Origin of the sequence: Roseovarius tolerans, assembly GCF_028885395.1 — a bacterium.
Lineage (GTDB): Bacteria > Pseudomonadota > Alphaproteobacteria > Rhodobacterales > Rhodobacteraceae > Roseovarius > Roseovarius tolerans.
Genome location: NZ_CP118494.1, coordinates 1,624,933 through 1,637,808 on the forward strand (window position 1 = coordinate 1,624,933; position 12,876 = coordinate 1,637,808).

13 protein-coding genes are annotated in these 12,876 nt (G+C 63.2%); 6 read left to right on the forward strand and 7 right to left on the reverse strand.

Features of this window, described 5'->3' with window-relative positions; all coding sequences use genetic code 11:
- The first annotated feature begins 49 nt into the window (after positions 1 to 49).
- Positions 50 to 256 (forward strand): DUF6356 family protein, encoded by a 207-nt coding sequence (locus PVU19_RS08045; protein WP_050662191.1) that lies wholly within the window; start codon positions 50 to 52, stop codon positions 254 to 256.
- An 86-nt stretch (positions 257 to 342) separates the two neighbouring features.
- Here the strand turns inward: PVU19_RS08045 and PVU19_RS08050 are convergent, their stop codons facing one another.
- On the reverse strand, positions 343 to 2,547 hold the full coding sequence (locus tag PVU19_RS08050; RefSeq protein WP_050662137.1) for an NADP-dependent isocitrate dehydrogenase: 2,205 nt from the start codon (positions 2,545 to 2,547) through the stop codon (positions 343 to 345).
- Positions 2,548 to 2,687: 140 nt separating this feature from the next.
- Complete coding sequence (locus PVU19_RS08055; protein WP_050662136.1) at positions 2,688 to 3,911, reverse strand: multidrug effflux MFS transporter; 1,224 nt, start codon at positions 3,909 to 3,911, stop codon at positions 2,688 to 2,690.
- A 129-nt stretch (positions 3,912 to 4,040) separates the two neighbouring features.
- On the opposite strand from PVU19_RS08055, the gene PVU19_RS08060 reads away from it, so the two are divergent.
- Positions 4,041 to 4,334 carry a hypothetical protein gene (locus PVU19_RS08060; RefSeq protein WP_152911610.1) on the forward strand — a complete coding sequence of 98 codons (294 nt, stop codon included), beginning with the start codon at positions 4,041 to 4,043 and terminating at the stop codon, positions 4,332 to 4,334.
- 64 nt (positions 4,335 to 4,398) lie between these two features.
- Here PVU19_RS08060 and PVU19_RS08065 read toward each other — a convergent pair whose 3' ends face one another.
- A complete protein-coding gene (locus PVU19_RS08065; RefSeq protein WP_050662190.1) occupies positions 4,399 to 5,403 on the reverse strand; it encodes a cytochrome-c peroxidase in 1,005 nt (334 codons plus the stop codon).
- A 333-nt stretch (positions 5,404 to 5,736) separates the two neighbouring features.
- On the opposite strand from PVU19_RS08065, the gene PVU19_RS08070 reads away from it, so the two are divergent.
- Complete coding sequence (locus PVU19_RS08070; protein ID WP_050662134.1) at positions 5,737 to 7,449, forward strand: bifunctional sulfate adenylyltransferase/adenylylsulfate kinase; 1,713 nt, start codon at positions 5,737 to 5,739, stop codon at positions 7,447 to 7,449.
- A gap of 71 nt (positions 7,450 to 7,520) precedes the next feature.
- Complete coding sequence (locus PVU19_RS08075) at positions 7,521 to 8,219, forward strand: hypothetical protein (RefSeq protein WP_274789913.1); 699 nt, start codon at positions 7,521 to 7,523, stop codon at positions 8,217 to 8,219.
- Positions 8,220 to 8,223: 4 nt separating this feature from the next.
- Here PVU19_RS08075 and PVU19_RS08080 read toward each other — a convergent pair whose 3' ends face one another.
- Genes PVU19_RS08080 through PVU19_RS08090 form a run of 3 tightly spaced genes read right to left on the reverse strand, consistent with a single transcriptional unit; the run spans position 8,224 to position 10,729 of the window.
- Entirely contained in the window at positions 8,224 to 8,574 is a 351-nt protein-coding gene (locus PVU19_RS08080) for a potassium channel family protein (protein WP_082237483.1), read from the reverse strand.
- A 3-nt stretch (positions 8,575 to 8,577) separates the two neighbouring features.
- Complete coding sequence (locus tag PVU19_RS08085) at positions 8,578 to 9,216, reverse strand: DsbA family oxidoreductase (RefSeq protein ID WP_050662132.1); 639 nt, start codon at positions 9,214 to 9,216, stop codon at positions 8,578 to 8,580.
- A complete protein-coding gene (locus tag PVU19_RS08090; RefSeq protein ID WP_050662131.1) occupies positions 9,203 to 10,729 on the reverse strand; it encodes a class I adenylate-forming enzyme family protein in 1,527 nt (508 codons plus the stop codon). Before PVU19_RS08090 ends, PVU19_RS08085 begins: the two co-directional genes overlap by 14 nt.
- A 66-nt stretch (positions 10,730 to 10,795) precedes the next feature.
- Here PVU19_RS08090 and PVU19_RS08095 point away from each other — a divergent pair, with 66 nt between their 5' ends.
- The gene (locus PVU19_RS08095) at positions 10,796 to 11,419 is read left to right on the forward strand and encodes a helix-turn-helix domain-containing protein (RefSeq protein WP_050662130.1); all 624 of its coding nucleotides are present in this window, start codon (positions 10,796 to 10,798) and stop codon (positions 11,417 to 11,419) included.
- 9 nt (positions 11,420 to 11,428) lie between these two features.
- Here the strand turns inward: PVU19_RS08095 and PVU19_RS08100 are convergent, their stop codons facing one another.
- Positions 11,429 to 11,677 carry a hypothetical protein gene (locus tag PVU19_RS08100; RefSeq protein ID WP_050662129.1) on the reverse strand — a complete coding sequence of 83 codons (249 nt, stop codon included), beginning with the start codon at positions 11,675 to 11,677 and terminating at the stop codon, positions 11,429 to 11,431.
- Positions 11,678 to 11,945: 268 nt separating this feature from the next.
- On the opposite strand from PVU19_RS08100, the gene PVU19_RS08105 reads away from it, so the two are divergent.
- A complete protein-coding gene (locus PVU19_RS08105; RefSeq protein ID WP_235575725.1) occupies positions 11,946 to 12,860 on the forward strand; it encodes a hypothetical protein in 915 nt (304 codons plus the stop codon).
- Positions 12,861 to 12,876: the final 16 nt, after the last annotated feature.

Below are 12,876 nucleotides of genomic sequence, written 5' to 3' on the forward strand. Positions count from 1 at the left end.
CAGAGACTCCCATAGCTTGGCGCCAGCCAATGAACAGGAGGACCAACAGATGATTTCGAGGCTGTTTCTGGACCATCCCCGCAAGGTGGAAGAAAGCTATGTCGAGCATGCGATATTCGCGGGCTGGTTCGCGCTGCGGCTCTTTGCGGCGGCCTGTGCCGCGTTGGTTCACGCGGTGATCCCGTGCCTGTTCGAAAAGACCGCGAGCCGGATGATCGCGACGATGTATGCACAGACCCACAACCGGGGTCAGTGACCGAACGTGCAACGACCGGAGCCTCAAGCAAGGCCCCGGTCGCGTGACGTCTCAAGCGGCGCGGGCATGACCCGCGCGTTTCGTGCCTAGCCGATGATCTCGTTGAGCGTCGCCGAGGGCCGCATCACGGCAGCGAGTTTCTCAAGATCGAGGTGGTAATAGCCGCCGGTATCCGCCGGGCTGCCTTGTGCCGCTGCGAGTTCGCCCACGATCTTGGCCTCGTTTTCCGCAAGCGCTTTGGCGACCGGGCCGAATTCCTCGGCAAGTGCAGCATCATCGGATTGTGCCCCTAGGGCCTCGGCCCAGTAGCGGGCGAACCAATAATGGCTGTCGCGGTTGTCGGGCTCGCCGACCTTGCGGCTTGGCGAACGGCCGTGATCGAGCACGCCCTGCGTTGCGGCCTCGACAGCCTCGCCCAACACGCGGGCGCGGGCATTGTCATGGGTCTCGGCAAGGAACTTGAGGCTTTCGCCAAGCGCGCAGAATTCGCCCAAGCTGTCCCACCGCAGGTGGTTTTGCTCCTGCAACTGCTGCACGTGCTTGGGGGCAGAGCCGCCCGCGCCGGTCTCGAACAACCCGCCGCCATTCATCAACTTGACGATGGAGAGCATCTTGGCCGAGGTGGCAAGCTCCAGGATCGGGAAGAGGTCGGTCAGGTAGTCGCGCAGCACGTTGCCGGTGATGGCGATGGTGTTCTCGCCCTTGGTGATCGTCTCGAGGCTTGCGCGGGTCGCCTCGCGTGGGGCCATGATTTCGAATTTGTCAGTCACGCCAGCGGCTTCCAAGATGGGCTTCACGTAAGAAATCAGTTCCGCGTCATGGGCGCGGGTGGCATCGAGCCAGAAGATCGCGCGATATCCCGTTGCCTTCTGCCGTTCGATGGCGAGGTTGACCCAATCCTCGATCGGGGCCTTGCGCGCCGAGGCCGAGCGCCAGATGTCGCCCGCCGTGACGGAATGCTCGTGCAGCACGGTACCGTCGTCGAGGATCATCTTGACGGTGCCGGTTTGGGGGATCTCGAAGGTGGTGGGGTGGCTGCCATATTCCTCGGCCTTCTGTGCCATCAGACCGATATTCTGCACCGTGCCTGCGGTCGCGGGGTTGAGCTTGCCGTTCGCCTTGAAGAAATTGATCGCCTCGTCATAGACGGTGGCATAGCTGCTGTCGGGGATGACGCAGACCGCGTCATGTTCCTTGTTGTCCGGACCCCAGCCCTTGCCGCCGCCCCGGATGAGCGCGGGCATCGAGGCGTCGATGATCACGTCCGAGGGCACGTGCAGGTTGGTGATGCCCTTGTCAGAGTTCACCATGTACATCGCGGGGCGGTCGGCCATGCAGGCGTCGATGGCCTTGAGGATTTCGGGCTTGTCCTTGACGCGCTCCAACAGGTCGCCGAGGCCTGCATTGGGCGACACGCCGAGCGCTTTCATCTCGTCGCCATATTGCTCGAAGACGGGGGCGAGGAACTGCTGCACCGCGTGACCGAAGATGATCGGGTCGGAGACCTTCATCATCGTGGCCTTCATATGCAGCGAAAAGAGGATTCCTTCGGATTTGGTCTTTTCGATTTCCTCGGCGAGGAAGGCGTCGAGGGCGCTCGCGCTCATGTAGGTGGCATCGACCACGGTGCCCGCCGGGTAGCTGAGCCCGTCCTTGAGCACGGTCTCGCCACCGGCGGCTTCCAGCACGATTTTCGCGCCGCTGTCCTTGGGCAGGGTGGCGGATTTCTCGTTGGCGAAGAAGTCTCCCGCGCCCATCGTGGCGACGCGCGTCTTGCTGTCAGCGGACCACTCGCCCATGCGGTGCGGGTTGTTCTGAGCGAATGTCTTGACGGCGGCGGCGGCGCGACGATCGGAATTGCCCTCGCGCAGCACCGGGTTCACGGCAGAACCCTTGAGCGTGTCATAGCGCGCGCGGGCGGCTTTCTCGTCTTCGGTCTTGGGGTCATAGGGGTAATCGGGCAGGGCATAGCCTTGCCCCTGCAATTCTTTGATCGCGGCGACCAGCTGCGGCTCGGAGGCGGAGATATTGGGCAGCTTGATCACGTTCGCGCCGGGGGTTTTGACGAGCTCGCCCAGTTCGGCCAGATCGTCGCTGACGCGCTGATCTTCGGTCAGATGATCGGGAAAGGCGGCGAGGATACGACCGGCGAGCGAGATGTCGCGGGTGTCGACAGAGACACCTGCGGCGGAGGCAAAGCGGCGGATGATCGGCAAAAGCGAGGCGGAGGCGAGTTCCGGGGCCTCGTCGACCTTGGTGTAGACGATATCGGGAGTGGAGGTATTGGCCATCGGGTGTCCTTTCCGATCTGGATTTGCACGGTGTCGCGTGCGGTGTTCAGGTCACGCGACTCGCTGGAATTGCCGCTGTCTTAGCGGAAAAACCGGCTTTGTAAAAGATAGTATGCGACGGTATACAAAATAAATCTGCGTCAGACAGTCTCGATCATCCGCGTCTTGAGCCGATGCATCAGTGCATAGCCTGCCAGCACTGCACCCAACACGCCCAGATGCGCGGGCATCGGCGTGCCATTGAATTGCAGACCGATGGGAATGGCGATCACCACGCTGCCCACCGTGGCGATGGCACCGGTGACGCTGGCGGCCATCCCCGCGATGGCGCCCATCGGCGCCATGGCGAGCGCGTTGAGATTGCCGAGCGTGAGGCCCGCTTGAAAGAACACGGATGTCTGCCAAATCACGAACACGCCGAATTGTGCGTCCGGCGGCAGGCCGATCTGCCAGAGCGCGATAGCGGCGAGCGAGAGCAGGATTTGCGCGGTGAGGGCGGCGCGCACCATCCGCTCCATCCCGAGACGCATGACAAGGCGCGAGTTTAGAAAACTGCCGCTGCCCGCGATCAGGGCCATCAGGAAGAACCAATAGGGGAAGCTGTCGGCGCGGTGGAACACCTCGTCGAACATCGGTTGCACCATGCTGAGCGAGGTGAAAAGCGTGGTCATGCACAGCATTTGCACCGCGATGGCGGTGCGCGTGACGGGGTGGGCCAGCACCTCGCGCAGGGCGGCGCGGAGAGGGGCGGCACGGAACGGGCCGCGGGCCTCGCGCGGCAGCGGTTCGGGCAGGCGCAACGCCATCCAGAGCGATAGCAACGTGGCAAAGAGAATGAACGCGCCAAACACCCCGCGCCACCCCGCGACGGCGATCACGCCTGCACCCAGAAGCGGGGCCATGGCGGGGGTGAGGGCAAAGACCATCATCACGAAGGACATCAGCCGCGCCATGTCGCGCCCGGCATAAAGGTCGCGGATGATCGCGATGGAGACGATGCGGAACGCCGCAGCGCCAATCCCCTGGATCGCACGGGCGGCCAGCAGGGTCTCAAGGCTGGGCGCGATCATCGCGAGCGCTGCCCCGGTAATATAGATCGCGGCCCCGCCGAGGATCACCCGCTTGCGCCCGAAGCTGTCCGAAAGCGGACCCGACACGAAGGTGCCCAGCCCCAGACCGAGCAGAAAGGCGGTGATGATCAGCTGCGCGCGGTTCGGCGCCTCGGGGGTGAGCGATTGCGCGATATGCGGCAGGCCCGGCAGCATGGCGTCGATGGAAAAGGCCACGGTGGCCGCCATCATCGCCATGAGCGCGATGAATTCCGGCCGCTTGAGCGCGCGGGCAGGGGCGATCGGGCCGGTCATGCAGTGTCCTTTTCGGCGTTATGAAGCGGGCTTAGCATGGAGGATGCTATGTGACCAGATCAGGCTTGTCGGTAGATGACAATAAAAGTAAGGATTGAGACGTAAATACCTGACAAAAGGAATCGGACAATGAAGCTCACAGTATTTCACTCTCTCAGCCTTGCAGCGTTGATCTCGGTCGGTGCGGTTGCGGTCAAGGCGGACGAGGCCATGGATGGCCGCATGACCTATGAACTCTTCGAGCACACGGTCGAGCATGCCGATCTGGCGGGGTGCCCGCCCGAGTTTGATCCCGACACGCAGTTTTGCCGGATGACGCTGGCCGATAAGCGCGCGCATGTCTTCGTGTTCGGTCTGGAGGGGGACCAGCCTTTGCAGGCGGTGAAATCCTATGAGCTTTCCGAAGGGCTCCCGGCGTTCTGAACGATATGAAAAAAGGGCGCGGGAGAGGCCCGCGCCCTTGGAAATTGTCCCGAGAAATCGGGCCTTACTGGACCTCGCCGGTGGGGCGGGGTGTTTTCAGCGTCTCAGCGGGCAGCACCGGATAGACCACTTCGGGCATCTTGCCGGTGAGCGCCCCGAGAAAGGCGACGATCTGATCGGCCTCCGCGTCATTGATTTCGGTGCCCAATTGTGAGGTGCCCATGATCTGCACCGCGACCTTGAGATCCCAGACCTTGCCAGAGTGGAAATAGGGCGCAGTCTGGTCGATATTGCGCAAGGGCGCGGCGCGGAACACGTAAGAGTCGTCCGCCGTCTCGGTCACTGCAAAACGACCCCGGTCATCGGGTGGCAGCACATCGGCCCCCGGTTTCTCGATCAGGCCGAAGGGATAATAGCCATTGCCGCCAAGGTTGACGCCGTTGTGGCAAGCCGAACACCCCTTGTCGATGAACAGTTCCAGCCCGGCCACCTGTGTGTCCGAGAGCGCGCCATCGTCCCCGTTGAGCCATGCATCGAACGGTGCTGGCGTGATCAGCGTGGCCTCGTAAGCCTCGATTGCCTTGGCGAAGTTGTCGAAGCTGACAGGGGCGGCCACGTCGGGGAAGGAGGCCTCGAACCACTCCACGTATTGCGGCATGGAATTGAGCGTGGCGACCACGTTATCTGGCGTGTTCGCCATCTCGACACCGGCCTGCACCGGGCCCTTGGCCTGTTCGGCAAGGTCGGCGGCGCGGCCATCCCAGAACTGCGCATCGTTGAACACGGCATTGAGCACGGTGGGCGAGTTGCGCGGGCCTTTTTGCCAGGCATGGCCGATCGAGGTTTCCATGTTGTCATCGCCGCCGGTGGCGAGGTTGTGGCACGAGTTGCAGGAAAATACGCCCGATGCGGACATGCGCGGATCGAAGAACAACGCCTTGCCGAGATCGACCTTTTCCTCGGTGAGGATGTTGTCGTTGAGGGCCGGAATGGTCGAGGGCAGCGGCGCGAACATGTCTTGCGCGCGCTCGCGTAGTTCCGATGCGGCGGCTCCCTGAGCGAGCGCCAGCGCGGAAACCGTGCCGAGAATCAGTTTGAGGGGACGTGTCACGGAATTTCTCCTTGGATTGCGTGGATTCGCGCGCTTAGAATCATTCTAAACGTTTCTGAGAGAGGCGGATTTGATCTGTCTCAAGACCACCTCGGGTCTGGAACCGATCAGTCGCCATCTTGCGGGAATGGTGGTTGTTGTTCCAAACCGGCGGTTTCTCGCGTCATTTTTGTCTCAATTCACCAAACAAACCGGCTATGTCTTGAACTTACGTCCCTAGCGGGGCTAATCCCCGGCCAACCCCGTTGCGCTGCAACATTATTAAAATCCGCGAATTGCCCGAGGCTCACGATGCAACTGCCCAACCTTGCCCCCGTTCCCGAACTCTATGTCTCTTACGAGAGCGCGCAGAAATTGAAGATCGAGGCCGCTGATCTGACAAGCTGGGACCTGAGCCCGCGCCAGATCTGCGATCTGGAACTCCTGATGAACGGCGGGTTCAACCCCCTCAAGGGATTCATGAGCGAGGCCGATTACGATGGCGTCGTGGAGACCATGCGCCTTGCCGACGGCACGCTCTGGCCGATGCCGATCACGCTGGACGTCAACGAAAAGTTCGCTGACAGCATCGAGATCGGTCAGGATATCGCGCTGCGCGATCAGGAGGGTGTGATCCTCGGGACGATGACCGTGACCGACCGCTGGACGCCGGACAAGGCGCGTGAGGCGGCGCATGTGTTCGGGGCCGATGACAGCGCGCATCCGGCGGTGAACTACCTGCACAACACGGCCGGCAAGGTCTATCTGGGCGGCCCGGTGACCGGCATTCAGCAGCCGGTGCATTATGATTTCCGCGGCCGTCGCGACACCCCCAACGAATTGCGCGCGCTCTTTCGCAAGCTGGGCTGGCGGCGCGTCGTGGCGTTCCAGACGCGCAACCCGCTGCATCGCGCGCATCAGGAACTGACCTTTCGTGCCGCCAAGGAGGCGCAGGCCAACCTGCTCATTCATCCCGTTGTCGGCATGACCAAGCCGGGTGATGTCGATCACTTCACCCGCGTGCGCTGCTACGAGGCGGTGCTGGACAAATACCCCGGTGCCACCACCACGATGAGCCTGCTGAACCTTGCAATGCGCATGGCCGGCCCGCGCGAGGCGGTCTGGCATGGCCTGATCCGCAAGAACCACGGCTGCACGCATTTCATCGTCGGGCGCGACCACGCGGGCCCCGGAAAGAACTCCGCCGGTGAAGATTTCTACGGGCCCTATGATGCGCAGGATCTGTTCCGCGAGCATCAGGACGAGATCGGCATCGAGATGGTCGATTTCAAACACATGGTCTATGTTCAGGAGCGCGCCCAATACGAGGCGATCGACGAGATCGAGGACAAGGACAACGTCACTATCCTTAACATCTCGGGCACCGAGTTGCGTCGCCGCCTTCAGGAAGGGCTGGAGATTCCCGACTGGTTCTCGTTTCCCGAGGTGGTGACGGAATTGCGCCGCACCCGCCCGCCGCGTTCGCAGCAGGGCTTTACCGTGTTCTTCACCGGCTTTTCCGGCTCTGGCAAATCCACGATTGCAAACGCCCTGTTGGTCAAGCTGATGGAGATGGGGGGGCGTCCGGTGACGCTTCTGGATGGCGATATCGTGCGCAAGAACCTCAGCTCCGAGTTGGGGTTCTCGAAGGAGCATCGCGACCTGAACATTCGCCGGATCGGCTATGTGGCGAGCGAGATTACCAAGAATGGCGGCATTGCGATCTGTGCGCCGATTGCCCCCTATGCCGCCACCCGCCGCGCGGTGCGCGAGGATATCGAGGAGTTCGGCGCTTTCATCGAGGTGCATGTCGCGACCAGCATCGAGGAATGCGAGCGCCGTGACCGCAAGGGTCTCTACAAGCTGGCGCGCGAGGGCAAGATCAAGGAGTTCACCGGAATTTCCGACCCCTATGACGTGCCCGCCGACCCCGAACTGCGTGTCGAGACCGAGAATGTCGATGTCGACAACTGCGCGCATCAGGTCATTCTGAAGCTCGAATCGATGGGTCTGATCGCAGGCTGATCGCGCGCGCCTGACCGTGTCCTATACGGGCCGCCCTTGACGGGGCGGCCCGTTTTCGTTTGAGCGAGAGAATGTATGCGATTTCGCTGACTTCGATTCCACCGCGATACGCGCAGCTTGGCCCGGTGCTGGAGAGCCTTCTGGCGCAGCGGCCCGCGCCTGACCGGGTGTTGCTGTGCCTCCCGCACCGGCCCATGCGGTTCGCGACCGCGCCCTGGCCGAAGGTGCCCGATGGGGTAGAGGTCTTGCCCTTGGCCGAGGACATCGGACCGGCGATCAAGGTCCTGCCGGCCGCACGCCTGCTGGCGGGGCAGGGCGGGCGACTGATTTACTGCGACGATGACTGGATCATGACGCAGGGCTGGGCAGCGCGGCTCTTGGCTGGAGACGAGAGTGAGGCGGTGGCTGGCTCTGGGTTCAATGTGCGGCGGCTCAGGCGAAAGGGCCAAGCGGCACCGCGCGCGGGCTATGCCGACATCGCGCAGGGCTTTGCAGGGGTGGCGGTGCGGCCTGAGTGGCTGGCGGCGGCGGAGTGCGCGCCGCCGCCTCTGGCATGGCCGGTCGATGACATCTGGCTGTCGGCGCAACTGGCGCGGCAGGGGGTTGCTATCCGGCTGGCACCCGAGGCACGCGAGGGGATTTGCCCTGCTTTCAGCGATGCGCATGGTTTGCAGGATGCGATGATCGACGGGCGGAACCGGGCAGCTGCAAACCGCGCCTGCCTTGACGAGATTACTGCGCGCTACGGGATGTGGCCGCCGATGGGCTGAGCCATCAGTCGCGTCGTTGGTCTGTCTCGGTTATGTCCGTCTCGGCCTGTTCGGGCTGGTCTTCGTTCATCAGGTGCCTGCCGTGATGCTCGCGCTTCTTGATTGTGATCACGGCAAAATGCTGGATCGCCGCTGCGAATATACCGAGACCTGTGATGATGAACACGGTGGTGCCGATCTTGCCTAGCACCGTCGCAGGCACGAGATTGCCATAACCCACCGTAGAGAGAGTCACGACAGTGAAGAAATAGCTGTCCAGCCAGGACCAGCCTTCGACAAATCGAAAAAAGACCGTTCCACTGGCGATGATCGACGCCAGCAGAGCCAGTAACAAACGGGTGCGCAGGTTGAGCACGGTCTAGCCTTCGGCGGTCTCGCGGATCTCGTCGATCACTTTGAGCCACATCTCGGACGGCTGGCAGCCGGGCACGGCATGCTGACCGGCGACGATGAAGGTGGGCACGCCGGATATCCCCATCTCGCGGAACTGCGCGTCGCGCGCTTTGATGTCCTCGCGGTCCGAGTCGGACCCCAGAAGGCGAAGGATCATCGCGCCATCCATGCTGAGACTGTCGGCGATATCGGCGAGGGTTTCGTGATCGCTGATATCCCGGCCCTCTTCGAAATAGGCGTGAAAGAGCGCCATCGCCATCCGGTCCTGGCATTCCTCGATCCCCGCCCAATGCAGAAGGCGGTGCGCGTCGAGCGTATTGGGCGTGCGCTTGATCGCGGCAAAGTCGATGGAAAGCCCGGCAGCCTCTGCGCGGTCGAGCACCGGGGCGTACGCCTTGATAGCGCCGTCCTTGCCGCCAAATTTCGTCTCAAGATACTCGGCCCGGTCCATGCCTTCGGCGGGCATGTCCGGGTTGAGCTGGAAAGGGTGCCATTCGATCTGGAACGGATGGTCGGGACGCTGGGCAAGCGCCTGATCCAAAAGGGTTTTGCCGATATAGCACCAGGGGCAGATCGGGTCGGAAATGATGTCAAGCTTGACCATGAAGGTCCTCGTAAATCGGCCGCAAGGCGCGGCGCAGGAGTTTGCCATTGGCCCCTGTGGGCAGGGCCGTGACGTGAATATAGCCACGCGGGGCTTTGTAACCCGCGAGGCGTTCGCGCGCGAAAGCGTCGAGCGTTGCGGGGTCGAGCGGGTCGGGGCCAGTATAGAAGGCCATTATGACGCGTGCATCCTCTTTCACCTCAATGTCAGTGACGGCGACCTGCGTGATGCCGGGATGCAGGGTGAGAGCGGCCTCGACCTCCATAGGCGAGACACGAAAACCGCCCGCGTTCATCATGTCGTCAGCGCGGCCCATGTAGGTGATCTGGCCGCCTTCGTCCATCGCGCCCTGATCGCCGGTCAAAAACCAATCGCCGCTGAACTTCGCCGCCGTTGCCTCGGGCGCGCCGAGATAGCCGAGCATCAGGCCGGGATCGGATTTGTGAATGGCGATGGTACCCTCCTCATTGGTCTCGACGGGACCCTCCGGCCCGACGATCGCCACGCGCCGCCCTTGTTGCGGGCGGCCGAGCGTGCCGGGGGCGGCCGGGTGATCGGGGCTGCCGGAAATGAATGTGGAGCATTCGGACATGCCGTATGCTTCAAAGACGGGCGTGCCGGTGGCGTCCTGCCAGTGCTGGCGGATCGTGTCCGAGAGCTTTTCGCCCGCCGCGAGGCCGTGGCGCAGACGGGGCAGAGCAAGCTTCATGTTTTGCTTGAATATCTTGCGATAAACGCCTGGTGCTGCGGCAAAAATTGTTGTGTCATGGCGGCTGAGCAGGAGCGGAAGTTGATCCGGCGTCACCTCGGGCGCGGGAATGAGAGCAGTGGCACCCATGGCCCACGGATCCATCAACCCGGTGCCGAGGGTGAAGGTCCAGTTGAAGGCCCCGGCATGGCAGAGCCTGTCGTCGCCGCGCAACCCATACCAGCCGTCATACATCATCCGCCGTGCCCAGATCGCGCGATGCGCGTGGCATACCGCGCGCGGCGTGCCGGAGGTGCCGGAGGTGTAGATGATATAGGCCAGCCGGTCGGGATCGCCCATGTCATACTCAGCGGGGGGCAGGTCGCGCATCGCCTCGAGCGCGGGTTCGTACAGAACGGGGATTTCCGTCTCGGGGCAGGCGATGTCGCCTGCGCGCAGGATCAGGCGGGGCTGCGTGGTGGCGATGATTCCGGCCACCTCGGGCGCGGTTAGCTGGCTGGAGGTCGGGATGGGCACCAGGCCTACGGCGATGGCACCGAGATAGGCGATGGGAAACTCCACCGTGTTTCCAAGCCGCATCAACATCCGGTCGCCGGGCTGCAAGCCTGCGCGCATCAGCCCCGTCCCGGTGCCGCGAATGGCCGCGTGCAGGCGCGCATAGCTCCAGCGTTCGGCACCGGACAGGCGCAGGATCGCGAGGGCGATCTTGTCGGGCTGTGCCTCGGCGCGGCCCATCACATGGGCGGCGAGGTTGAAGGGCGAGGGGCAGGGGGCGCTTGGGCCCGCGTCGAAAACGGCATGCATACCTTCGGCTTAGGCAGGACGCGCGCCAGTTGCAAGTGGGTCCGAGCCTGCCTATAGGACTGTGCTATGTCCGATCAAGCCTCGCACCCCCTGATCCGTGTCGCGCGTGACACAGGCGAGAGTGGCACGCCCGAGCCGCTTGATCTGGGCGCGCGGGTGCGCGAGTTGCGCAAGGCGCGTGGATGGACGCTGGAGCAGGCTGCAAAGCAGGCGGGGTTGGCGCGGTCCACCTTGTCGAAGATCGAGAATGGCCAGATGTCGCCGACCTATGACGCGTTGAAAAAGCTCGCGCTGGGGCTGGAGATTTCCGTGCCGCAGCTTTTTACCCCGCCATTGCGCGAGCGGATCAATGGTCGCATGGCGCTGACCAAGTCGGGCGAGGGCGCCCCCAAGGCCACCTCGACCTACGAGCATGAACTACTGGCCGAGCAACTGAGCCAGAAGCGGATGCTGCCCTACCGCGCGCGCATCCGGGCGCGCGGTATCGAGGAATTCGGCGGTTGGGTCCGTCACGACGGCGAGGAATTTCTCTATGTGCTGACCGGCGTGATCCGGCTTTACACCGAGTTCTACGAACCCATCGAGATGCGCCGGGGCGACACTGCGTATTACGATGCCACGATGGGGCATAACGTAATCTCGGTCAGCGCCGAGGATGCGACGATCCTGTGGGTCACCTCGCTGGCCTGAGCCGAGAGCCTAGTCGGCGGGTGTCGTGGCCTGTCCGCCCGAGATGCTTTCGGGGGCCGTTGCCTCGGGGGCGGGGCCACCATCGGATGTCGAGGGCCCGAGCATGCTGAGGGTGATCAACCCGCCAAGCAGGGCCACGACGACCAGCAATGCAAGCAGCCCGCCGTTTGACGCAGCGCTGCTTTCGTATCCGGGGGCTGCATAGCGGTTGCGGTCGCGGTTGACCTGTCGGTGAATGTCGTCATTGGGCGTATACATGGCAGTCTCCTTTATCTGGGATCTCAGTATAATCGAGGTGAGGCCGCTGTCGGTCCTGCGCCAGAGCCGAGTGATATTCAGGCGGTGGTCTGCCGTTTTCTGCGCCTGCGCGGGGCGGATTTTGGCCGTCGGCGGCGGTTCGCCGGGCCGGATGTGGCGTTTCGGCAAGGGCTGGCCGATCGTGGACGTCGCAAAGCGCTGTGGACAGCCGCGGCGCTTGGCCTAATATCCGGTCATGCGCCGTATGTGTCGTCATATAGCGGGTTTGTTGACCGCGCTTCTCGGGCTCGCCATCGGGCCGGCTCTTGCTGACAAGGCGCAATATCTCGACATGGCGCGGCGCGGCTGGAGCTATGAGCTGCGCTCGACCATGGTCGGGCGCGACATGTCGATCCCGGTGCATATCAATGGCCGCGACCTCAAGGGCGCGCAGATCTGTCTGGTAGGCGAGCTGCCGACCGAGGGCAGCCGTGCGGTGCTGGGTGCCTTTCGCGCATTGCTGGAGCATGTCCACGGTGTGCCTGTGCCGCTGCACGAGGCGGGCGCGGATATCAGTGCCTGCGGGCCGGGCCGCAACGTGATCCTGCGGCTCTATTCCGGACCGCCGCCCAATCGGGCGCTGGGCCGCGATCTGGCGTGGATGGACCGGGTCTACGAATTGGGGTTGCCGTCTCGCCATGTCTGGGCGGCCTCTTCACCGGCGATGGCGCAGACGTTCTTCGGGCGCAAAGGCTCTGGCACGCATGTGATGGTGCAGCAGGCGGCACCCGGCGGGGCTGGTCCGCTGGATCAGGAATATTTCCGGTCTCTCCTGGTGGAGGAACTGTTTCAGACCTTCACCTTTGGCATGGATATCCTGCATCTCGATGCGCAGGTGCCGTTCCTGTCCAAGCTGGAAGAGAACCCCTTGCGTCTGCGTCATGCGGCCTGGGGGTCGAGCGGGTTCAAATCGGCGATGTTGTCTTCGAACCCGCCTGCGCTTTGTGCCTTTGACATCTTCATGCTCCATGCCGTGGCGCGTGCGCCGGTGGATGAGACCACGGCCCCCGACTTTCTGACCTATATCGACGCAGAATTCGCACCGTTGCAGGCACTGACCGAGGCGACGATGGGCGAGCCGCGCTTTGCCCCCGTGCTCGATCCCGCATGCGCCCCGCGGGAGGCCGCGAAGCTAAGACAATAGGCTGTCTTTGTGGGGC

Coding starts and splice junctions, on each gene's coding strand:
- PVU19_RS08100 (WP_050662129.1), bottom strand. CDS start 11,677: ATGTATACGCCCAATGACGACATTCACCGACAGGTCAACCGCGACCGC.
- PVU19_RS08075 (WP_274789913.1), top strand. CDS start 7,521: ATGTATGCGATTTCGCTGACTTCGATTCCACCGCGATACGCGCAGCTT.
- PVU19_RS08090 (WP_050662131.1), bottom strand. CDS start 10,729: ATGCATGCCGTTTTCGACGCGGGCCCAAGCGCCCCCTGCCCCTCGCCC.
- PVU19_RS08095 (WP_050662130.1), top strand. CDS start 10,796: ATGTCCGATCAAGCCTCGCACCCCCTGATCCGTGTCGCGCGTGACACA.
- PVU19_RS08055 (WP_050662136.1), bottom strand. CDS start 3,911: ATGACCGGCCCGATCGCCCCTGCCCGCGCGCTCAAGCGGCCGGAATTC.
- PVU19_RS08050 (WP_050662137.1), bottom strand. CDS start 2,547: ATGGCCAATACCTCCACTCCCGATATCGTCTACACCAAGGTCGACGAG.
- PVU19_RS08070 (WP_050662134.1), top strand. CDS start 5,737: ATGCAACTGCCCAACCTTGCCCCCGTTCCCGAACTCTATGTCTCTTAC.
- PVU19_RS08060 (WP_152911610.1), top strand. CDS start 4,041: ATGAAGCTCACAGTATTTCACTCTCTCAGCCTTGCAGCGTTGATCTCG.
- PVU19_RS08045 (WP_050662191.1), top strand. CDS start 50: ATGATTTCGAGGCTGTTTCTGGACCATCCCCGCAAGGTGGAAGAAAGC.
- PVU19_RS08085 (WP_050662132.1), bottom strand. CDS start 9,216: ATGGTCAAGCTTGACATCATTTCCGACCCGATCTGCCCCTGGTGCTAT.